At 63.8% G+C, this 20393-nt stretch carries 16 protein-coding genes, 1 tRNA gene and 2 pseudogenes; 8 read left to right on the forward strand and 11 right to left on the reverse strand.

Annotated features, from left to right (window positions below; translation table 11 throughout):
* Positions 1-370: 370 nt before the first annotated feature.
* A pseudogene (locus B4383_RS04305) lies at positions 371-1017 on the forward strand (DUF2804 domain-containing protein); the annotation flags it as partial.
* Between the two features lie 96 nt (positions 1018-1113).
* Here B4383_RS04305 and B4383_RS04310 read toward each other — a convergent pair.
* The 3 genes from B4383_RS04310 to B4383_RS04320 form a co-directional block, all read right to left on the reverse strand.
* On the reverse strand, positions 1114-1836 hold the full coding sequence (locus B4383_RS04310; protein WP_139360528.1) for a glycoside hydrolase domain-containing protein: 723 nt from the start codon (positions 1834-1836) through the stop codon (positions 1114-1116).
* Between the two features lie 113 nt (positions 1837-1949).
* Positions 1950-2771, reverse strand: a complete 822-nt coding sequence (locus tag B4383_RS04315; RefSeq protein WP_078289082.1) for an alpha/beta hydrolase — start codon at positions 2769-2771, stop codon at positions 1950-1952.
* A gap of 70 nt (positions 2772-2841) precedes the next feature.
* Positions 2842-4632, reverse strand: a complete 1791-nt coding sequence (locus B4383_RS04320; protein ID WP_139360532.1) for an alpha/beta-hydrolase family protein — start codon at positions 4630-4632, stop codon at positions 2842-2844.
* Between the two features lie 264 nt (positions 4633-4896).
* Here B4383_RS04320 and B4383_RS04325 point away from each other — a divergent pair, with 264 nt between their 5' ends.
* Complete coding sequence (locus B4383_RS04325) at positions 4897-5637, forward strand: TetR family transcriptional regulator (protein ID WP_078288958.1); 741 nt, start codon at positions 4897-4899, stop codon at positions 5635-5637.
* A 7-nt stretch (positions 5638-5644) separates the two neighbouring features.
* Here the strand turns inward: B4383_RS04325 and B4383_RS04330 are convergent, their stop codons facing one another.
* Entirely contained in the window at positions 5645-6340 is a 696-nt protein-coding gene (locus B4383_RS04330; protein WP_078288960.1) for a sensor domain-containing protein, read from the reverse strand.
* A gap of 134 nt (positions 6341-6474) precedes the next feature.
* On the opposite strand from B4383_RS04330, the gene B4383_RS04335 reads away from it, so the two are divergent.
* Both B4383_RS04335 and B4383_RS04340 read left to right on the forward strand, forming a co-directional pair.
* A complete protein-coding gene (locus B4383_RS04335) occupies positions 6475-6930 on the forward strand; it encodes a MaoC family dehydratase (protein WP_078288963.1) in 456 nt (151 codons plus the stop codon).
* 219 nt (positions 6931-7149) lie between these two features.
* Positions 7150-7520, forward strand: a pseudogene (locus B4383_RS04340) (3-(3-hydroxyphenyl)propionate hydroxylase); the annotation flags it as partial.
* Here the strand turns inward: B4383_RS04340 and B4383_RS04345 are convergent.
* Together B4383_RS04345 and B4383_RS04350 are read right to left on the reverse strand one after the other, a co-directional pair.
* Positions 7517-9751 (reverse strand): molybdopterin oxidoreductase family protein, encoded by a 2235-nt coding sequence (locus B4383_RS04345; protein WP_078288966.1) that lies wholly within the window; start codon positions 9749-9751, stop codon positions 7517-7519. The pseudogene B4383_RS04340 and the gene B4383_RS04345 sit on opposite strands and share 4 nt — an antisense overlap.
* On the reverse strand, positions 9748-10320 hold the full coding sequence (locus B4383_RS04350) for a TetR/AcrR family transcriptional regulator (RefSeq protein ID WP_139360530.1): 573 nt from the start codon (positions 10318-10320) through the stop codon (positions 9748-9750). Before B4383_RS04350 ends, B4383_RS04345 begins: the two co-directional genes overlap by 4 nt.
* Positions 10321-10393: 73 nt before the next feature.
* Here B4383_RS04350 and B4383_RS04355 point away from each other — a divergent pair, with 73 nt between their 5' ends.
* Entirely contained in the window at positions 10394-11179 is a 786-nt protein-coding gene (locus B4383_RS04355; RefSeq protein ID WP_078288971.1) for a crotonase/enoyl-CoA hydratase family protein, read from the forward strand.
* On the opposite strand, the gene B4383_RS04360 is transcribed toward B4383_RS04355, so the two are convergent.
* The 5 genes from B4383_RS04360 to B4383_RS04380 form a co-directional block, all read right to left on the reverse strand.
* Positions 11176-14541 (reverse strand): ATP-binding protein, encoded by a 3366-nt coding sequence (locus tag B4383_RS04360; RefSeq protein ID WP_078288973.1) that lies wholly within the window; start codon positions 14539-14541, stop codon positions 11176-11178. The two genes, B4383_RS04355 and B4383_RS04360, sit on opposite strands and share 4 nt — an antisense overlap.
* Entirely contained in the window at positions 14534-15268 is a 735-nt protein-coding gene (locus B4383_RS04365; RefSeq protein WP_078288976.1) for a DUF4194 domain-containing protein, read from the reverse strand. The genes B4383_RS04360 and B4383_RS04365 overlap by 8 nt, the downstream gene beginning before the upstream one ends.
* Positions 15265-16716, reverse strand: a complete 1452-nt coding sequence (locus B4383_RS04370) for a DUF3375 domain-containing protein (protein WP_078288980.1) — start codon at positions 16714-16716, stop codon at positions 15265-15267. Before B4383_RS04370 ends, B4383_RS04365 begins: the two co-directional genes overlap by 4 nt.
* A 136-nt stretch (positions 16717-16852) precedes the next feature.
* A complete protein-coding gene (locus B4383_RS04375) occupies positions 16853-18664 on the reverse strand; it encodes a fatty acyl-AMP ligase (RefSeq protein ID WP_078288984.1) in 1812 nt (603 codons plus the stop codon).
* A gap of 53 nt (positions 18665-18717) precedes the next feature.
* A tRNA-Leu gene (locus B4383_RS04380) sits at positions 18718-18804 on the reverse strand.
* An 83-nt stretch (positions 18805-18887) separates the two neighbouring features.
* Between B4383_RS04380 and B4383_RS04385 the strand changes: the two genes are divergently transcribed.
* Genes B4383_RS04385 through B4383_RS04395 form a run of 3 tightly spaced genes read left to right on the forward strand, consistent with a single transcriptional unit; the run spans position 18888 to position 20370 of the window.
* Positions 18888-19598 (forward strand): hypothetical protein, encoded by a 711-nt coding sequence (locus B4383_RS04385; RefSeq protein ID WP_078288985.1) that lies wholly within the window; start codon positions 18888-18890, stop codon positions 19596-19598.
* A 47-nt stretch (positions 19599-19645) separates the two neighbouring features.
* The gene (locus B4383_RS04390) at positions 19646-20014 is read left to right on the forward strand and encodes a hypothetical protein (RefSeq protein WP_176112812.1); all 369 of its coding nucleotides are present in this window, start codon (positions 19646-19648) and stop codon (positions 20012-20014) included.
* Positions 20011-20370: a DUF3817 domain-containing protein gene (locus B4383_RS04395; RefSeq protein ID WP_078288989.1), complete on the forward strand. Its 360-nt coding sequence runs from the start codon at positions 20011-20013 to the stop codon at positions 20368-20370. Before B4383_RS04390 ends, B4383_RS04395 begins: the two co-directional genes overlap by 4 nt.
* Positions 20371-20393: the final 23 nt, after the last annotated feature.

A 20393-nucleotide genomic window follows, 5' to 3' on the forward strand; every position in this document is an offset into this window, starting at 1 on the left:
TTCTGGCGTAATAGTTACTGCCGAGTTCTACGCGAGAGTAACCACCGCTTACGTAACAGCAGGCCACGCGCTGGCAACTGACCGCCGAATCAAACGTGCTGCATGCAGGTGGTTACGGTCGAGTAGGTATAACATCGCAGATCAGACATCGATTGTTATCGAATCGTTATGTTTGATTTCGATAGCACCGACGATGTTCGCGCGTGTCGCAGCCAGCAGCCGCAACAACGCCATCCAGACCGTGAAATTTCAGAATATGTGCCACATGTTTGCTGATATTGCAGAGCGGTTCCCACTTCTGTGACTTGTGAGGCTGATGAGGTTTGTCCAGCTACGCATCCGAACGTGAGAACCTCGCTGCCATCCGGCCATGCATGAGATCGCCGAACCCGTCGATCTCCGTCTCGCCAACGGACGGCTCAACCCGCTGGCCGTGAGCTGGACCCGCCGTCCGCCGCATCGGGCCAACCTCGGCGGCTGGGGACGATGCAAGCGATGGGAGTACTGGGGCATCCTCGCACCCAGGCACTTCATCGGTCTGGTGGCGTCATCGATCGACTACGTGGGCGTGCACGGCATCTATGTGCTTGGCCGGCGGTCCGGCGCCGAAACATCAAGAAGCGCAGTCATCCCCGGTGCTCGTGGCACAACGTTTCCCGAGTTGAGCGGTCTCGGACGAGCCGACGCACCGGGTCTGGGCGTCTCGATACGTATAGACCAGCAACAGCTGGGTACAACGATCCACGCCCGCGCCCGCGATGCCGAAATCAACGTCGAGATCTCACTACCACCGGAGCACGAATCGCTCGGCATGGTGGTTCCCTGGTCCCCACCCGATTTCAGTACACCGTGACGGACATCGGCCGTCCCGCGGGCGGCACGCTACGGCTGCGCGGTAGCACCTACGAGCTCACCGATGCGTTCGCTGTGCTCGATCGCGGTCGGGGTAAGTGGCCTTATCCGATGACGTGGAATTGGGGCGCGGGTTGCGGCAAGGGCGTTGCCATCCGCATCGGCGGCACATGGACCGCCAGCACCGGCTCGACCGAGAACGCGCTATTTCTGAACGGACGCGCCGAGCAGACGACGTTTCCTGGGTGGATCTGGCGGGTGTTAAACCCACTGCCCGAAGCTTGGCTTGAGAATGTCGTTGAGATCGACGCCGATTCCGCCGACTTGACGCTTGTCGATCTCGAACTGGTGCAGGTGCGCCTCGGGGTGAACGAAGCCCTTGGGACTCCCCCAGTTGTGCTGCCAGAAGTACGAGCACAGCCCGTCCTGTAGCGCCCAGTCGATGGTCTTGGAATTGCCGTACAGCCCGGTGCGAGCATGCCCCACCACTGATTCCCAAGCCCTCAGATAGGGCGCCACCTGATTCTTGTACTGCTCAGGTGTCGGGTTGTCGTCGATCGAGACGTAGATCGGCACGTTGTAGGAGCCGCCGGCCGCGATATGCAGCTGCCAACCACGCTGCGCGTGTTTGATGCCGGCTTCCTGGCCGCCAAGCCAATCGGCGGTGTCCTGCTTGCCGTACTGATAGTTGGAGACGATCTTCAAACCGGCCCGATACAGATCGCGCGCTTCAGCGAGCTTGATGGGTTTACCCGCCGATAACCCCGGGCTGCGCGGATCGGAGACGTACCGAATGGCGCCCAGATGCCCGGCGGCCTTGATCGACTCGGGAGTCGGTACTCCGCCGGCGTAATCGATGAGTGTCCCCAGCGATGCGGCGTTGGCCTGCGGGGGTGCTAGCGCGGAGGAGACGGCACTACCCAGCACCGCCGCGGCGGGCATGGCCACGGCGTATTTAAGGACATCCCGACGGGATACTGACACGACTGCTACCTCACAAGGCCGTTCCGGGCGCTTTGAATAACTCAAGCCTCAGATTACGACAGCTACCTCAATAAGCACGGCAGCCACGCGTGTCACATACGGCACAGCGCTACCTAACTGTCCGCCATCCGAAACACTTCATCGGCGATCAATCGCGGTTCCGTGAGGACGATCTGATGTCCGGATTTGCGAGCAACTACGTGACGCGCACCGAGCCGATGCGCCGTCACCTGGTGGGCAGCGTTCAGCTCTGACCGTGTCTCCTCATTGAGAAACTCTGCACGCGCTCCCGATATGACGGTGATGGGGATTCCGTTGATCACGGGCGGGTTATCGCGCAACCCGGTCACCCCGGCGACAAAGCGGCGGTCCTCCTCGTTGGCGGCACGTCCCGCTCGCCACGTCAGATCTTCGGACGTGATGTCATCGACGACGTCGCGTGGCATCCGGGGCATCATGCGGCGAATGAGATACGGCAGCAGACCGACCCGCCCCATCACGTCGAGCACCGCACGATGGATGACGCCGAGGAGCCGCATGCCGGGCGAAGCCGGACGGTAGTAGGCGTCCAGGTTCTCGTCGGAGTGATCGACGAGAACGATGCCCGCGATACGTGATGGATCGGCCACTGTCGAGGCCAGTGCGATGGTTCCGCCATAGCTGTGGCCCACCAGGATGTAGGGGCCCGAACCGAGCGCCGTCAGTAGGGCATCGAGGTCCTCGGTGATGCGCTCCAGCGTGCGCGGCTGATGATCATCATCGCTGCGCCCCAAGTTCGCACGGTCATAGACCACCGACCGAAAACGCTGGGCGACAAGGGGTTGTACGAGTCCCCACGCTGACCGCGAAAAGCCCATCCCGGACTCGAAGACCACGGTCGGATCACCGGTTCCGGCGACCATGTAATGCAACGCGCGCCCGTCGGAGGTGGTCACATAGTTACTCGACCCCAGGGTGTGGTTCACCCCGCCACCGTACGGAACAACCGCCCGTGAGGTCGGCCTGTTAGGCCCCGGAGTGCAGCAGTGGGCGCAGCCGTTCGGTCTTCTCCGCTGTCCATCCGGGTGGCTGCAGGATGTCTGCCCACGCGTTGGCGACCGCCTGTACATAGACGTGACCATGTCCATCGGGGACGTTGACCGCGACCGCCATGTCGGCAGAGACCTGCAGGAACGTCACGAACGGTATCCACTCCATGCTCGGCAGCACGTCGTAGCCGCGGGGCTCGCGCAGCCAGTCCGGCTTGCTCAGGATGAGGTCGGGATTCCACCAGGCGATCGGATCCGATGCGTGCTGCAGATACACGATGCGCGGGCGCGCCCACGTAGCCGCGGGGCGTTTGAGATCCTCTGGGCGCGAAACGAATCGAACGTTTCCTCCATTGTCATAGATGGGCAGCACCTCCGGCGATCCGTCATCGCGGTTGTGCGTGGCCTCCAGCCACATGGAGTTGTTGAAGGTCGGGCCGGAGAACAGCGCACCGTCCGTGCGCGCCACGATGTTGTTCACCGACAGGAACGGCGCCTCGCCACCGAACGATCCGAGGCTTTCCCCGAACACCACGAGCTTGGGCCGCACACTCTCCGGCATGGCGCGGACCCGTGCCGACACGGCCTCGAACAACGCCTGCCCCGCCTGACGCGCGTTCTCCTTGTCCACCAGGAACGAGAGCCAGCTGGGCAGAAATGAGTACTGCATGGTGACGATGGCGGTGTCGCCGTTGTACATGTATTCGAGGGCGTCCGCCTCGGCTTGGTTGATCCAGCCGGTTCCCGTCGTCGTGGCCACCGCCACCACCTTGCGGTGCAGGCCGCCCTCGCGTTCCAGTTCACGGGCTGCGAGCTCGGCCGTCGCTTTGATTCCCTCGGCGGATTCCAGGCCCGCGTAGGCCCTGATCGGTTCGGTCGCCGGAGCCTTATTGAACGCAGAAAGCTCCTGTGTGGTGGCACCGCCACCGATGAAGGCACGGCCCTGATTGCCCAACGACGCCCAGGAGACCAGTGAACCCGGCCCGCCCGAACGCAACGATGTAGTTGGCGCAGGATTGGCCGGGTTCTCCTCGTTGTTGACCGCCGAGAAGGTGTTGTTCAAGAAATCCATTGCCACCCTGACGACAACGCCGTTGATGAGTGCCATCGCAAGAACCACCACCAGCGTGACGGCGACCACAGCCGAGACCCGTTTGGGGGCCACGCGGTTAAGCCGTTCGATCAGGAACAGAATCAGCCGCCGGATCTGCTGTCCGATCTCGACCAGGATGAATAAAACGATGATCGACAGCACAGCGGTCTGCGGGTGCGCCCAGAAACTCAGCCTCGGCACACCCATGAGGTCACGCACGCGGTCCTGCCAGAAGTGGAACCACACGATCATCGCGGCGGTGCCGGTGATTCCGACCACGATGAGAACCCACCACGCAAAGCGAGGCGCCTTCGGACTCGAATCCTTCGACCGCATGTACCGCACCAGCCATACCGCCAGAACACCAAGTGCGTAACCGATGGCACCCGAGCCCCCGCTCACCAGCGCCTGGAAGAGCGGCCCACGCGGAAGCAACGACGGCGTCATCGACAGCCAGAGAAAGACCAGGCCCACGGCGGCACCCGTGAAGGTGTAGCGCCGTACCCACCAACGCGTCTTCGTTGACGTCAGTACCGCCGCCTCCGGCGCCGGTTCCGTGGCGTCCGGTGCCGGCTCGTTGGCGTCCGGTGCCGGTTCCTTTTCGATATCGCTGTCGATATCCCTGTTGATTGCCATCGCCACACCCTTCTTGATGCCGCCAGCTGCGCGTGTCAATGGTGCCCGCACGTCGCCACACCGCACAGAGGTATTACCAGATCGGCAACGTGGTGCGGTGGGCCACTGCGACGCCACCACCACCTGAGACCGCGCTGCGCAAATCCCCGAGGCGGACCGGATCTCACCGGCTCAGCGAACTGTGCGCGACAGGGAGCCGACCGCTCTCACAGGTCCCTGCGGTATCCTGCGAACTTGCTATCAGGGCTTTTTGTCCGTAGGGCGGGGCAGATCGATGCAACGGGGGCACGACGAGGATTACACATGCGACATGCCGGTGTCGGCCGTGAGGCCAGGACGACCAGCGCACAAAGCCCTAAGCGGGAACGACGGCGCCGCGGGTCCATCACCGCCGAGGACATCATCGCCGGAGCCTTCGAGCTCGCCGAGGAAATAGGGATCTGTGGGCTGAGCATGCCGCTGCTAGCGAAGCGTCTCGATGTCGGTGTGACCAGTATCTACTGGTACTTCCGCAAAAAGGGCGAGCTGCTCGACGCGATGACCGACCGCGCCACCAAGCAGTATCACTTCGCTGCACCCTTCATTGGCGACGAAACCTGGCAGGACGCGCTGCGCAGCCATACCCGCCGGATGCGCGAGGCATTTCGGGAACGCCCGGTGCTGGTTGAGCTCATCCTGATGCGCACCAGCGAGCTCAGCACCGAGGCATTACAGGCGAGCATTCAGAACCTGGAATCGCTTGTCCAAACCCTGATCGGTGTCGGCTTCAGCCCGGACAACGCGCTCGACGTGTATTTCGCCCTGTCCTTGCATATTCGCGGCATCGTGGTGCTTGAGCACATGGACACCGTCATGCCCGCGTCCGGTGAGGCCCGCAGCCTGGTACCGAACGCCACGCTCGCCCCCACCCTGCATGATCTGGCGTCTCGCGGTCATTCGATCGCGTCCATCTCCGACGCCCACTTCGACTTCACCGTCGATGCCATCATCGAACGGGCCGAGCATCTGCTCTCCCGGGACATCGCGGCACGCGAAGCGTCCTGACCTGCGCTTAGACCTTGGAGTTGAGCAGCTCCTCGATTTTCTCGAGTCGATTGTTCGACAGCGCAGTGTTGTCGATCGACCGATCCGCCGAGCAGGTGACCAGCTGCGCGATCACATTCGCCTTGGCGATCACGGTGAACTCGCAAATCCATTGATCACCATTGAGATTCGTCGACCAACGGACCATGTCCGGCGAACCAGGAACCACTGGACCGGGCGTGACCGTATGGCGTTTCTGGTCATCGCCCCAGGCAGCGACCGGAAGCTGACACTTGGATACGGTCGCGCCCAGCGATTCGAGGAACCGAGCCGCCTGAAAATCGCCGGGATAGGTGGCCGATACCTCCAGGAGCTGATGCTGGTTCGGGTACTGGTTATCGGTCTGCGTTCGTGCTTCTCGTCCCGTGTAGTTCGAGGGGAACAGCGGATAACGGCCGTAACCGACGACCCCCTGGCATTCAGCGGGCTCGGCACCGATCCACAGAATCGACTGCATATCGGTTTCGAACAGCGGCTTCCCCGGCGTCACGCTCAACGATTGCGCCGGAGTGAGGAGCTGATCGAGCTGCGCGGGCTGGATCGGGCCGGCAGATACGGATCCCCTATCCGCCGTGGCCTCCCCGTCGACCCCACGTTGGCAGCCCGTCACCGCGAGCAACAACGCGACCAGCACCGGCACCGACCACCTCATGTTGGCAAACATTACCCGCATCCACCGCTCTCCCGGATTTCGGCATTGTCCCGTGGCAGGCATGCGATCTCGGGTAAGAAGGGTCCAGTCGACACGACAAGTCGGTAATGCGATCAGGCACCACGACCCGAAGAGGAGTGCGCGGTATGTCCACCAAGCTGGCAACACCACAGGAGCTACTGTCGCTGGGCAGAGTCGAATTGGGTACCAGCAATTGGGTTCAGATCACCCAGGAACAGGTCAACGAGTTCGCGGACGCGACCGGTGACCGGCAGTGGATCCACACCGATACCGAACGCGCCAAGGCCGGCCCGTTCGGCGGGACCATCGTGCACGGATACCTGACGCTCGCACTTGCCCCGGCATTCCTGGACGAGGTGCTTGAGATCGCGTCATACGATGCGGTGCTCAACTATGGCGTGAACAAGGTGCGGTTCCCGGCGCCGCTGCATGTGGGCGCGCGGGTTCGCGGACACGTCACGCTGCTGTCGGCCAAGTTGCGCGATAAGGGCACCGTCGAGGCTACCTATGGCATCAAGTACGAGATCGAGGGCAAGGACCGGCCGCCATGCGCTGCCGAAAGCGTGTACCTGTACCAGTAGTCATGCCTCGTCAAGCGCCGGGAACAGCGGTTCCTGCCCTATCACGATTCCCCCCCAGCAGCATCTGGACCACACGCTCATCTCCTTGAGCATCAACAGTCTCCGTTGTGCCCGGTTCCGCCTACCGACGTGCCGCCTTCCCGCGAATCTTGCCCACCACAAGCAGCGCGAGCAGTGTCACCAAAGCAATAACGTCGTGGATGCCGCCGCCGAAAGCACATGCATCACCACAACTTCGAGCCCTCGGATAACCCTGCGCCACAATTACATCAGATGGACATCACGTATCGCGACAGATCATTGGCCGTCGACGACCGCCCCCGTCCCGGGACACTACGTGCCGGCGACCAAGCACCCGGTGCGATGCTGAGGAACGGCCATCGGCTATTCGACGTCCTGCGCGGCACACACTTCACCGTGCTCACGATCGGACCATCGACATCGACGACGTGTGCGGCCAGCGGATAACGCCGTCAACCGACTACGACGTCACGGGGCCGACACTCGTCCTAGTGCGCCCAGACGGGTACATCGGAGTCATGACCGAATCCGAGGAGACCCTGCGCGCGTACCTCGCCCGCGTGCGCTAGACGCTGACCGCCAGCGGCTCAATACGCGCAGGAACATGCTTATGCCATGGGGTGCACGCATATTCATCGCGCCAGGCCGACGAGGTCAGCGCGTTCGGCGCCACACCCGGCACGTGCGTTTCGCCGGACTCGTCGGTGTAATCGAGGCCGAACCCGTTCGGGAGCGAGGCGTGGCCGGCCTGCATCATGTCGCTGATCTCGACGGTGGCCTCCGCACTACCCGCCGCGGTAGAGATGCGAACTGGGTCGCCGTCGGCGACGCCGAGCCGATATGCGTCCTCCGGGCTTATCCGCAACGCGCCCTGCTGGTCCCGTTTACGCCAGGACGGATTACGCAGAATGTCGTTGGCGGTGTACGCCCGCCGCTCTCCCGCCGACAGCACGATCGGAAACTCCGGTGTCGTCAGCTGCGCCGGGCGGGATGCCAATCCTTGTATTTCGTCCAGCATTTCGGGGATCGCAAGCGCGATCTTGCGGTCCGCGTGCGTGATGAGTGCGAAATCGTCTTCATACTCATGCACCGTGAAGGTCACTCCGGACGGGCTGTTCAAGATGGCGTCGAAGAGCGCGTTGCCATCCGGGTGACCGGCCCGTGCCACCGCCTGCGGATAAGTCATCATCGCTTTCTGCGCCAGGCCCCACAGGGCGGCGGCACCCTCCAACCCCGTGGGCAAGGTCGGGCCGAGGGTTTCGTACAGGACATACGGCGCCAGCGGACCGAGTGCCGGATTGGCCAACACCGCGAAGAACGCCTGTAGGTAGGCATCCGGCCCCTGTGCGGCGGCTTCGCGCAGCGGCTGCAGCTCCGCGTCGTCGACCACTCCCAGCGCTCGGACCAATCGCGCCCAGATTTCCGGCTCGGGCAAGGTTCCGGGCTCGGGTTCGAACAGTGGGTGCCGAAGCTGAAAAGTGTTGTGCGGAAACTCGAGATTGAAGAAGGTCGCCTCCGCTTTCTCGAACTGGGTGGCGGCCGGCAGCACGTAGTGAGCGAGACGGGCGGTCTCCGTCATCGCGACATCCACGACCACCAGGAGCTCCAAGGCCTGGAACGCCTCCTTGCACCGCGCCGAATCCGCCAGGGAGTGAGCGGGATTACTACTCTCGACAACCATCGCGCGGAACCGGTCGGGATGATCGGTGAGGATCTCGTCGGGGATCACATTGGAGGGCACGAGGCCGCCAATGATCCGGGCTCCGGTCACCGGGGTGTTGCCGAAGAATCCGCCCATGAGCGGCGCCATCCACGAATGCAGATGCTGGCCACCGCGTTTGGCAAAGTTTCCGGTGAGGATCCACAGCATCTTGTTGAGGTACGAACTCAGGGTGCTGTTGGGGGCCTGCTGAATCCCGAGGTCTTCGAAGACCGCCACGCTCTCGGCGGCGGCAATACGGCGGGCTGCCCGGCGGATGAGGTCTTCGGCCACACCGCAGCGCTGCGCGTAGTCGCTGATGGGTACCGCACGCAGCGCATCCCGGACCTCCTCGGTGCCGGTGACATGCTCGGCGAGAAATGCTTCATCACAGAGGCTCTCCTGCACCAGCACCGCGGCGAGCGCCGCAAGACACCAGGCGTCGGCACCGGGGCGCACCCGCAGGTGAAAGTCGGCCATCTTGGCCGTATCGGTGACCACCGGGTCGATGACGATCATCGAACGTTGCGGATCCTTGGCGATCTCGTTGAGCACCACTCTCGCCCGCGGAAAGCTCTGCGACATCCATGGGTTCTTCCCGACGAAGACCGACACCTCGGCGTGCTCGAACTCGCCACGGGTGTGCCCGCCATAGAGATTCTTGTCGATCCAGGCCTCGCCCGTCTTCTCCTGCGCCAGTGCGTTGGAGCGGTACTTGGACCCGATGGCCTTGAGAAAGGCGCCACTGTAGGCACCGCCCAGGTGATTGCCCTGACCACCGCCACCGTAGTAGAAGATCTTGTCGCCGCCATAGCTGTCACGGATGTGCTTGAAGCCCTCGGCGATCTCCACGATCGCCGTATCCCAGTCGACTTCCTCATAGGTGCCGTCGGAGCGGCGCCGCATGGGCGAGGTCAGCCGGTTGGCATTGTTCTGGTAGTGATCCAGGCGCAATGCCTTGTTACACGTGTATCCCTGGGATGCCGGGTGGTCTTTGTCGCCGCGGATCTTGGCGAGTGTTCGCCCCTCGGTCTGGACCACGATGCCGCAGTTGCACTCGCACAGGATGCAGGCGGTGGGCAGCCAGTTGGTGGTGGTCATGACAAAGCCTCCTCGATCAGCGTGCGTAATTGCTTATGCACCACATCGATTGGTGTGATGTCATGGATCGATCGCGCGACGATGATGGCCCCCTCCAAGGAGGTTGTCATCAGCATCGCCAGCTCGTCGGCGCGCACGCGGGCTACGCCGGCACTGGCCAGCTTGTCCGCGATGATGCCGATCCAACGCTGGAAGACGGCCGCCGAGTGCTCGATGAGCTTCTGATTGCTGGCCGGGCTCTCCGGATCCCCTGCCTCGACAGCGACCGCCACCACGGGGCATCCCGCACGGAAGTCGCTGCGCACCAATTGCTTCCGATAAGACGTGACAAGTGTGTCCAGAGCCTCCACCCCCGAGGGTGCGGAGTCGATCATCCCGGCGATGTAGTCCCCGGCCAGATCCACTGCCTCGCCGAGTAACTGCGTGCGCCCACCGGGAAAGTAGTGATATGCCGAGCCGCGCGGCGCACCGCTGTGTTCGAGCACATCAGAGATGGCCGTCGCGTGTGCACCACGCTCGCGAATCAGCAGGGCCGCCGAGGCCACCATTCGTTCACGCGGGGTGCTCAATCGTCGTCCTTCCCGAGGTGCACATGGCTATGTATGCTGCTCTACATAATCCGCGAACGACACGGAGAAGTCAATGTCTGAGTACGAAACCCTGAGCATCCGGCGCGACGGATATGTCCTGGTGATCGGCCTAAACCGACCCGCCAAGCGCAACGCGTTCGACAAGGCGATGCTTCAGGAGCTGTCACGGGCATTCGGCGAATTCGATGCGGATGCCGAGTTGCGGGCCGCCGTCCTGTACGGGGAGGGGACGATGTTCACGGCCGGCCTCGATCTGGCCAGCGTGGCGGCCGAGATTCAGAACGGCGCGTCATTGACCGCCGAGAACGGAATCAACCCGTGGCAGGTCGACGGTACGCATTTGTCCAAGCCACTTGTCGTCGCCGTGCATGGCAAGGTACTCACGCTGGGCATCGAGCTCGCGCTCGCCGCCGATATCGTGATCGCGGACGAGACCGCGACGTTCGCACAACTTGAGATCAACCGTGGCATCTATCCGTTCGGTGGCGCCACCATTCGCTTCCCGCGTACAGCGGGTTGGGGCAACGCGATGCGGTGGATGCTGACGGCGGAGCCCTTCGACGCCGCCGAGGCTCATCGCATAGGGATCGTGCAGGAGGTCGTGCCTGCCGGCGCGCATGTCGACAAGGCGATTGCGACCGCCCACACCATCGCGCGCCAAGCGCCGCTGGGTGTGCAAGCTACCCTGCGAAACGCCCGGTTGGCTCTCGCCGCGGGCGAGGCCGCTGCCGAGGCACAGCTTGTACCCACCGTCCGCGAGCTGTTCACCACCGAGGACGCCGCACTGGGCGTGCAGGCCTTCTTGACCCGCACCGCCGCCGAGTTCGTGGGTCGCTAGCGCGCGGTCACTGCCCTGCGCACGTCGCCGAGCTCGCCGATGGGCACGGTGCGTGTCGAGGCCACTGGCCGCACACCCGGGCCGTCGGGCTTGGACACCATGACCACGCTGTCGATGTAGGGCTGAATGGTCGTGGTGTTCTGCACGGTGGCAACGATCACCAGCTGGAACCCGAACTTGCGGAATGCCGACAGCGCCTGCTGCGCGAACTGCGGGTCGGACTTCGAGAACGCCTCGTCGAGCATCAGCTGCGCGAACACCGGCCGGTTGTCCCCCGTCTCGGGATTGGCCAGGTTGAAGCTCAACGCACCGGCGAGGCAGAACGCCATCAGCTTCTCTTGTTCCCCACCGGAATTCGCGCCCGCATTGCTGTAGGTGCGGATCGCTTCGCCGCTCGTGGCATCGCGCTCCTCGCAGTACAGCACGAAGCGGTTGCGTACATCCAACGCATCGCGCGTCCACTGCCGGGCCTCGGGAGTCTCGGCCGCCAGCAGGTTCCGCAGTTGCAGAATGTCCTGGTACTGGTCGTGGATGGCCTTCTCGTCTCCCATCGAGACTGCCACCGCTCGCCCCGAGATGCGCCGGGCCCGCTCGTTCAGCTCGCCCACCGCCTCGAGCGCCTTGGGCTCGGCACGCAGGGTCAACCGCGTCCCGCGGTTGAACTCCACCGAGCCCAAACCGCTGTTTACCCGGTCGATCTGGTCGGTGATGCGGTGCGCCTCCTCCTCCGCGAGCTGGTGCAGCCGCAGGACCGCGGTGGGTGCCTGCTCGGTGATCAGCCGCAGCATCCGCTCGTAGGCGGCGGGCAGATCACGCTCGTCGATCCGGCGGCACAAGGCCACGTAGTCGTGGATCTTCTCGTCGAAGTTCTCACTGTCATTGGGAATCGAGTCCGGGAAGTCCCGGTCGTAGGCGTTGAGAATTCGGTTGAGCTCGTTGCGTGAGCGGGTGACGCTCTCGCGCAGCACCGACTGGTCCTTCTCGATCTGGCGCCACAACTCCAGCCGGTAGGAGTCCGGCTCCAGCACGTCCAGACTTGACGAGAGCTGTGGAACATACGTTTCGATGCCGGATCTGGTGTGCCCGCCCACCTCACGCGGATTCAGGTTGTCCATCAGATCCAAAAGGCGGGTACGACGCGAATCATGTTCAGATTCTTGTCTTCTCAACGCACCAATGCGCTCCGAGAGCTTCTTGATCTCGTCGAGATATGAATCGGCCTGTTGCTGCAGACCGGTGAGGTCGGGGTTGGCCTCCAGCATCGTCTCGTATTGGTCTTGTAGCCGTGCCACGGCGGCTTCCGCCGAATCCGTGTCGATCTGGCTCCAATACTCGTACTGGCTGTGCAGTTTGGACCACCGCACGACTTCCGAGCGCAGTTCCTCGCGCTTGGTATCCATCTCGCCGATGAACTTCTCGGCGTCACCGACGGCCTGCTGAGCCTCGACGACGTCATCGGAGAGCGCCGCCCGCTTGTCACCGGCATTGCCCTGGTAGATGTACTGCGAGGCGCGCAGTTCGCGCCGGTCATCCTTGACCGCACGCCGGTCGCCGTCCTTGCGCAGGCCCTGATCGGTGACGGCGCGGCGGTGCTTACTGAACTCGTCGGGGGTGTCCACGAGCACGTAATCGCCCACGCCGGCGACCAGATTCATGGCGGCACTGGCGCATTCGTGATTGGGGTTGGTGAGTCGCAGGCAGTCGGCGAGGGTGCCGGGTTCGGCGCGTCGAGGCGACCCCGACGGGATCACCCGTTCCATCTGGAGGTAGCCGCGCATCGGGTGCTCGTTGACGTATCGCAGCACCTGCCGGTGGTGCTGGTCGGGTACCAGCAGGCACAGGCCGGTGGACCGCAGCACCTTCTCCACAGACTTGCGCCACCGCTCCTGGCCCGGACGCAGATCCATCAGTTCACAGACGTAGGGCAGGTCCTTGGCGGTAAGGCCCAGCGCTGTTGCGATTTCGCCACGCATGCGGTCCTCGTCGGGAGGCACCGGAGTGCCCAGATGCTCGACGCGCTTGAGTTCGGTGGAAGCCGCCCGCAATTGATCCCGCGCCGTCGACAGGGCACCGGCGGCCATGACGTAGGCGTCATGGCCGGCTTCGAGCTCCGCGTTGATCCGGGTGACCGCGCGCAGGCTCTCCACCCGCATGGCTTCGAATTCCTCGGCGGATTCGACATCCTCGTCGTGCCCGAGATCCCCCAGAGCGCTGTCGTAGGCAGTCCGCCGGCGCGATACCTCCTCGGCACGAGCACGGGCATGAGCCAACTCGCTCTTGAGCGGTGCCAAGTTACTGTCGGCGGCGGCGATCCGGCCGAGCAGCTTGTCCCGTTCACCGGTGAGAATGTCTTGACGCGACTGGATTTCGTCGCATTCACCGCCGAGCCGGGTGATCTCGGTGTCCAACAGGTCGATCTCGGGTCCCGCCAGGGCAAGCCGCTGTTGGTCTACGTAGTCACGCACGGTGTGGTGGTCCACCACGTCGACGGTCGCCAGCTGTGCGGCATCGCTGGCGTATGTCTGCTGGATCTGTTCGATGTCGCCCAGGGTCTGCCGCTGGCGCTGTGCGACCGCGAGCGCGGCACGCGCGTCGACCAACGGGGTGATCTGCCCCAGCGCCTCGGAGATCGCGGCCATGGACTCCGGCTCATCGAGCATGTATTCGCGCACGAACTGTTCCAGGCCGCCGACGCTCTTGAGTGACTTGGCCTTGCCCAGCAGCTGCTGCGCTGCCGACGAGCCCTGAATACCCACTGCGGCGTAAAGCTGCTCCAGGTACCAGCGTTCACTCTTGTGTCCGCGCCAGCCCGCGCCCTCGAAGACCGCGGCGGAATATCCCCTGCTCGCCCAGGCATTGCACAGGTCTCGGATATCGGCGTCGGCGTCAATCAGGTAGTAACGACTGGAGGAGTCCGAATCTGAACCCGGGGCAAGCCATTTGAGTACCAGGCCGGTGATTACCCGGCCGTCGGTGCCCGCATACGTGACCGCGATCGCCGACCACGCCCCGCCCTTACCGCGCAGGAACATCTGTTTGGGCCGCTCCCCCGGGTTCTTCAGCTCACCCCACAGACCACGCACGTACTTGTCGACGGTGCGCTTGCCCATATTGGAGCCCGCGGCGGTGGTATCACTAGATGCGTTGAAGTTACGGCGGTTTGACGAGAGAAACGCCAGCGAGATCGCGTCCAGCAGCGAGGATTTACCGCTGCCGGAGGAGCCGGTGATCAGCGTGCCGCGGCGGCTGAACTCAATGCTGTGATACCCGTCGAAGACACCCCAGTTGATGACCTGCAGTCGGGACAGCCAGAACTGCTGGGTGGCTGCGCCACTCGGCCTGCCATTCGGGTCGTCATTCATCGTCATCGGTATCGCCATCTTCTTCGTCGGTGGAGTCTTCTGGAGCGGTACCGCCGCGCTGTAGCTGCTCGTACTGGCGTTGCAACGCCTCGATCATCTGCGCGGACATCAGCGCATTGATGACCGGGCTGATGGTGTAGCTGTGCTCGTCATCGCGGGTGCGTTGCAGGATCTCGGCCTTGGACAGTCGTTTAATGGCCTCGTCGACACGGTCGCGCAGCATCGCTTCATCGCGGTCGATGTCGTGACTGACGTTGGCGAAGAGCTCGTGGATATCGTCGCGGCTCACCAGTACGTGTTCGTCGTGTGCGGTCCGTGCGATCTTGGCCAGGTGCAGGGCAACGATCGATGCGTAGGTGCCCAGGGGTTCGCGGCGCAACACCCGGGCGCCGTACGCGCTGGGATTCTCCAGCGGAGCCGGCTCGGCGTACGCGACCTCGAGATCGTCGAAAACCCTTAACCGCAGGTCCAATTCGGACAGGCGGGAGGCCAGCACCTTGCGGTGCTCAATCATCGACGCCCACAGCTCGGGCTGGCCATCTTTGCTCAGATAACGCCGGGCCACCAGGTTCTGCAGCGCCCAGCACGCCTTGTCCGGCAGCTCGCTGGTGTCGCCGTCGAACCGCGGCCCCTTGACGATTCTTGGCGCCGAAGCATCGGGTTCGACACCAGGAAGATCATCGAAGTTGATGTTTCCCAAGGGGGAACCTGTGGTCACAGCGCTCATATTTCTTCCTCGACACTCGCCAGCACTGGTTCACGGAACATCAACTGCGGCACCTCCATCACCCGGTCCTGCCCGTCGAGGGACCGGAATTTCACTCTTACCGACTCGTGGTCGACAGTGCTGTCCTGCTTGAGGGCAAGCGACCACAACACGATGACATCACCCAGGTACGGCGCTTCGACGTGAGAAATCATGTCGGGCAACGACACTGGCCCCTTGGCGACGGCGCTGTTCACGGTTGCGGCCAGTGAGGCCATATCCACCTGGGTGGCCAGCGCCGAGAACCCACTCAAATCGAGCGGCCCCGACGGCGCATCCTGCGCCAGCACCGGCAGCGCGGTGTCCTTGATCGTGAACGAGAGAGCACCAATGGCGGCCGCGGCCGAGCGGCCGATCGGTAGCTCGGCGTCAATCAGCGAGTCCGCGGTGGACACCTTGAGCAGAGCGTGCCCAGCGGCCAGTGCGTCGTTGAGCTGTCGGGCGCGCCCACGCGCCTGCTCCGTGGTGCCGGCGGCGAAGAATCGCCGGATGCGCTGCGCGCAGCGCTGTTCGATGCGGGAGACCTCCGCGACCTGTTGCGACACCAGCTTGAAGAAATTCTTCATGACATCACGCAGCCCCGGATCGAGCTCGGGCAATCCCTCAGCCACACAAGCGATATCACCGCGCAGGGCGGCGCGCTGATCGGGGTCTTGGATGGTTCGCGTGAAGGCGGCGTAGGAGGCCCGTTCCCGGGAGTCGAAAAGGGTGTCATAGTCGGCGAACATCCGTCGCGCACGGTCCCGGAACCCGGTGTCGGAGTCCTCCGCGGCATCGATGAGTCCGGCGGTGATCTCGTTCTGCATGCTGCCGTAACGCACGATGTCGGTGATCACCTGTTCCATCTGATAGGCGATGGCTCGGGTCTCGTCCTCAAGATCGACGATGTCCGGTTCGGGCCGATATCCGTCGTCGATGGCGTGCAACTGGGTCTGCAGCTCGGCGATCTGGGCTTCGATATCGGCACGCAGGCGGGCCGGGTCGCCATCCAGTTGGGTCGCGACCCGCTTGAGGCCCGCGGCGATACCCGCGATGGATCCGCCGGTGGCCACACTGTCGGCGCGGCGCAAGCGGCGGACGAAGGCCAGCGCGCTGCGGGCATCCTCGGTCAGCGAGCAGACGTTCTCGGCGTCGGGACCAGTGCCGTCCGACGCGCGGTGCAACCAGCCGTCACTGGCCCAGCTCTTGATGAGGGCAAGCCCTGACTGCTCCCCCAGTCCGACCGCGCCCACGTCCCGGTCCAGCTTGGCCACCAGCTGCGGCTCGGAAACCTTGGCGCTGCGGTCCAGGTGACGCTCCATGAGCGTGATGTACGGCGCCAGATTCTTGGCGGCCAGCAGCCTGACCGCACGGGATTTCTGCACGTCGTCGTTGTGCGCGAATAGCTCGTCGATCGTCAGGTCATTCATCGCACACCTCCATCACATCGCTAGCGTTTGTTCCCCGGCCGGCGCGGCCGTCATAGCCGCTGGCCCGGAAAACCTACCGGGCCGACGGGGGCGTGGCGAATGGGCTCGCTGACGTGGGACAAATGAGGCAAATGAGTTAGCTGGGATCTCCGTGGACACCCAGGGTGCCGTCAATGTACTGGCGGCGACAGGCCCATCGCGCCAGCTTTCCGCTGGTGGTCCGCGGGATGGCACCCGCAGGGAGCAATCGCACGTCGGAGAGCTCCAGGCCGTGTTGGGCGCGGGCCGCCGCACGGATCGCGTCGATGGCCTCCTGCGGGTCGGCCTTGGCGGTACGCGAGGCCCGCTCGGCGACGATGACCAGCCCGTCATCGACGGTGAACGCGGTGACGTATCCGCGGCGGACGATCGGCGAGGCATCAGCGACGGTGGCCTCGATGTCCTGCGGGTAGTGGCCGCGCCCATCCACGGTCAGGTAGTCGGCGATGCGGCCGGTGACGTACAGCTCACCGTCGAGGTAGAAGCCCAAATCGCCGGTGCGCAGCCAGTCGCCGCCCGCATTGGCCTTATCGGCATGGCTTGTCGCGAGCGTCTCGCCGAGCCGGGCGTGAAATATCCTCGCCGTATCTTCGGGGCGGCCCCAATACCCACGCCCAACATTGTTGCCCCGCAACCAGATTTCGCCAATGCGACCGTCTGCGAGCTCATTGCTCGTCTCTGGGTCCACGATGACACCCGCGAGACTGCGGGCAAGTTGGCCACAGGACACGTGGATGGTGGCAGTGGGCGCATCGGGGGTGGTGGGCACCGCCCGGCCTTCGGCGAGCTGGTCGCGGTCGAGGTAGATGACGGAGGGTTCGGCATCCGGGGCGATATTCGAGATGAACAGGACCGCCTCGGCGATACCGTAGGACGGTTTGAATGCAGTCGCCGGTAACCCAAAGGGCGCGAAGGCTTTTTCGAACGTACGGATGGCGTCAATGCGCACCGGCTCGGACCCGATGATCATCACGACGTTCCCCAGGTCGATGTCCGCTCCGGCCTTCGGTACACCACGTTGCGCGGTGTACTCATAGGCAAAGTTCGGCGCGGCGGTAATCACGCGGCCTTCCTTACAGCCATCGGAAAGCGCCTTGATCCAGCGCTGCGGGCGGCGGATGAAGGCTGTCGGAGACATCAGGGTGGAGTGGCCGCCATAGACCGCCGGAAAGCCGATCATGGACAGACCCATGTCGTGGTACAGCGGTAACCAGCTGCAGCCGTGTGCGTTTCGGTCCAGCAGATCGATCGACAGGATCATCTGGGTCAGGTTGACGCCGACGGCGCGATGAGTGATCTCCACTCCGACCGGCGGACGCGTGGCGCCTGAGGTGTACTGCAGATGTGAGATGTCGTCATCGACGAGATGCACATACTCAAAGGTCTCCCCCGCGTCGTCAGGGACCTCGTCGATGACCAGGATTGTCGGCGCGGGGATCTCGGCGAGGCCGTCGAGAAACTCCCGAACGGCTCCGCATACCGCGGCCGTGGTCAGGACAACCGTGGGCGTGCAGTCCCGCAACGCGGTATCCAGACGCTCGGCGTGGCCGGGCAGCTCGGGGGCGAAGAGCGGCACCGCGATGGCGCCAGCCTTGATCGCCGAGAAGAATCCGACGACATAGTCCAGACCCTGCGGAGCCAGGATGGCGACCCGATCGCCGCGTTCGATGTGGCGTTGCAGCGTGGCGGCCACCGCGTTCAGACGCACCCCGAGCTGGGACCAGGTGAGCTCGATGCGAGCGCCCTCTTCGGAGGTGGTGAAGTCCAGATAGCGGTAGGCGACGGTGTCCCCGACGTTCCTGATGTTGCGCTCGATGAGGGATATCAGTGTGGTGCCGGGCGGTAATGCCACGTTTCCGTCGGCATCCAGGCAATCGTCGATATCAAGCAAACCGTCAGCGCGAACCACGATTTCAAGTCTACGGACGTGTGGAGAGCGCACCGGGCAGCCCACAAGGCCCTTGGTGCGGGCGGAGGGACTCGAACCCACACGCTCTTTCGAGCACTGGCACCTAAAGCCAGCATGTCTGCCAATTTCATCACGCCCGCATGGCAGCGCAATCCTACAGGTCAGATCGTTCCCGACGTTGTCGGTGGTGGCCCATAAGTTGGAACGCAGTTGGGGAGGCGCAGTGACGCGATCGCATCAGCAGTATGAATCAGTCCGGCACCTGATTGACGCCGGCCTCAACGACTGTGCGATATCGCGGCAGACCGGAGTTCCGCGCCGCACTGTGTGTCAGTGGCGCCACACGCCGCAGCAGGTGCCGCGCTCAGACGAATGCACCAGTCATGACTTCAGCGCACTTTTCGCCCGCCCGTACGCGTACCTCTTGGGCATGTATCTCGGCGATGGATACATCTCACGTTCCCCCCGAACATGGCGCCTCAGAGTCACGTGCGACACAAAATACCCCGACATCATCACTAAGTGCCGGAAAGCAATCGACGCGCTCATGCCAGGCCAACGCGCATCGATCGTTGACCGCATCGGCAATTGCGTCGACGTTTCGCTCTCTTCCAAACATTGGCCCTGCCTGTTCCCTCAACACGGCCCTGGCCGCAAGCACAGTCGAAAAATCGCCCTCGAACCGTGGCAGCAAGATCTCGTCGATCAGGCCACCGAAGACTTTCTTCGCGGCCTGATACACAGCGACGGCTGCCGAGTGGTCGCCAGCATCCGATACCACTTCACCAACCGGTCCGAAGACATCCTCGGGCTCTTCACGGCCGCACTCGACAGTCTCGACATCCCGTGGACCCGATCGACCAAGTACATCGTCTCCATCTACCGCAAGGCGGCCACCGCACGTCTCGACGAGTTCATCGGACCGAAGCGCTGACCAGGGGCATTGGCATCTGCATCCACCTCACGCGGTACCGTCAGAAGGTGTCCACTACACGGCGTCGGAGACCGGCACTGATCGTGCTGGTCGGCGTCAGTGCGCTCGCGTTCCTGGGCCTGGCCTACTGGCAGTTCCAGCGCTTCGAGTCGGTGACCGGTGACGGCCAGAACCTTGGCTACGCGCTGCAGTGGCCACTGTTCGCGGCGTTTGTGATCTGGGCCTACCGGCGCTTCGTCCAGTACGAGGACGAGGGTCCGCCCCCGCCGCCCATCGATCGCGTGACCGAGATTCCTGAGGGGCTGCTGCCCGAACGCCCCGCCGCCGCGAAGCCGGACCCCGCCGACCGCACACTCACCGAATACAACGCTTACCTCGCCGCCCTGGCCGAAGAAGATAGGAAGCCCGCCCCGTGACCGAGCATGAAGCCACGCCCGACGCGCCCGTAGTCACCACTCCGGTCGCGAAGATCCGCGGCGCGCTGTGGCGCTATCGCATCCTGGCGTGGACCACCGGTGTCTGGCTGATCGCCCTGTGCTGGGAGATGTGGCTCAAATACATTGAGCACGTTCCGCATCCGCCGAGCTGGATCGGGATCGTGCACGGCTGGATCTACTTCGTGTACCTGATCTTCACCACCGATCTGGCCATCAAGGTGCGCTGGCCGTGGCCGCGCACTGCTGGCACGCTGCTCGCGGGCACGATCCCGCTGCTCGGCTTCATCGTCGAGCATTACCGCACCAAGCAGGTCAAGGAACAGTTCGGCGTTTAGCCGAAAAAATCTCCAATGTCAGG

Source organism: Mycobacterium sp. D16R24 (assembly GCF_002013385.1).
GTDB lineage: Bacteria > Actinomycetota > Actinomycetes > Mycobacteriales > Mycobacteriaceae > Mycobacterium.

Excerpts from the sequence above, each read along its gene's own strand:
- B4383_RS04325 (WP_078288958.1), top strand. The coding sequence starts at position 4,897 with ATGCGACATGCCGGTGTCGGCCGTGAGGCCAGGACGACCAGCGCACAA.
- B4383_RS04330 (WP_078288960.1), bottom strand. The coding sequence starts at position 6,340 with ATGTTTGCCAACATGAGGTGGTCGGTGCCGGTGCTGGTCGCGTTGTTG.
- B4383_RS04335 (WP_078288963.1), top strand. The coding sequence starts at position 6,475 with ATGTCCACCAAGCTGGCAACACCACAGGAGCTACTGTCGCTGGGCAGA.
- B4383_RS04345 (WP_078288966.1), bottom strand. The coding sequence starts at position 9,751 with ATGACCACCACCAACTGGCTGCCCACCGCCTGCATCCTGTGCGAGTGC.
- B4383_RS04355 (WP_078288971.1), top strand. The coding sequence starts at position 10,394 with ATGTCTGAGTACGAAACCCTGAGCATCCGGCGCGACGGATATGTCCTG.
- B4383_RS04360 (WP_078288973.1), bottom strand. The coding sequence starts at position 14,541 with ATGAATGACGACCCGAATGGCAGGCCGAGTGGCGCAGCCACCCAGCAG.
- B4383_RS04365 (WP_078288976.1), bottom strand. The coding sequence starts at position 15,268 with ATGAGCGCTGTGACCACAGGTTCCCCCTTGGGAAACATCAACTTCGAT.
- B4383_RS04370 (WP_078288980.1), bottom strand. The coding sequence starts at position 16,716 with ATGAATGACCTGACGATCGACGAGCTATTCGCGCACAACGACGACGTG.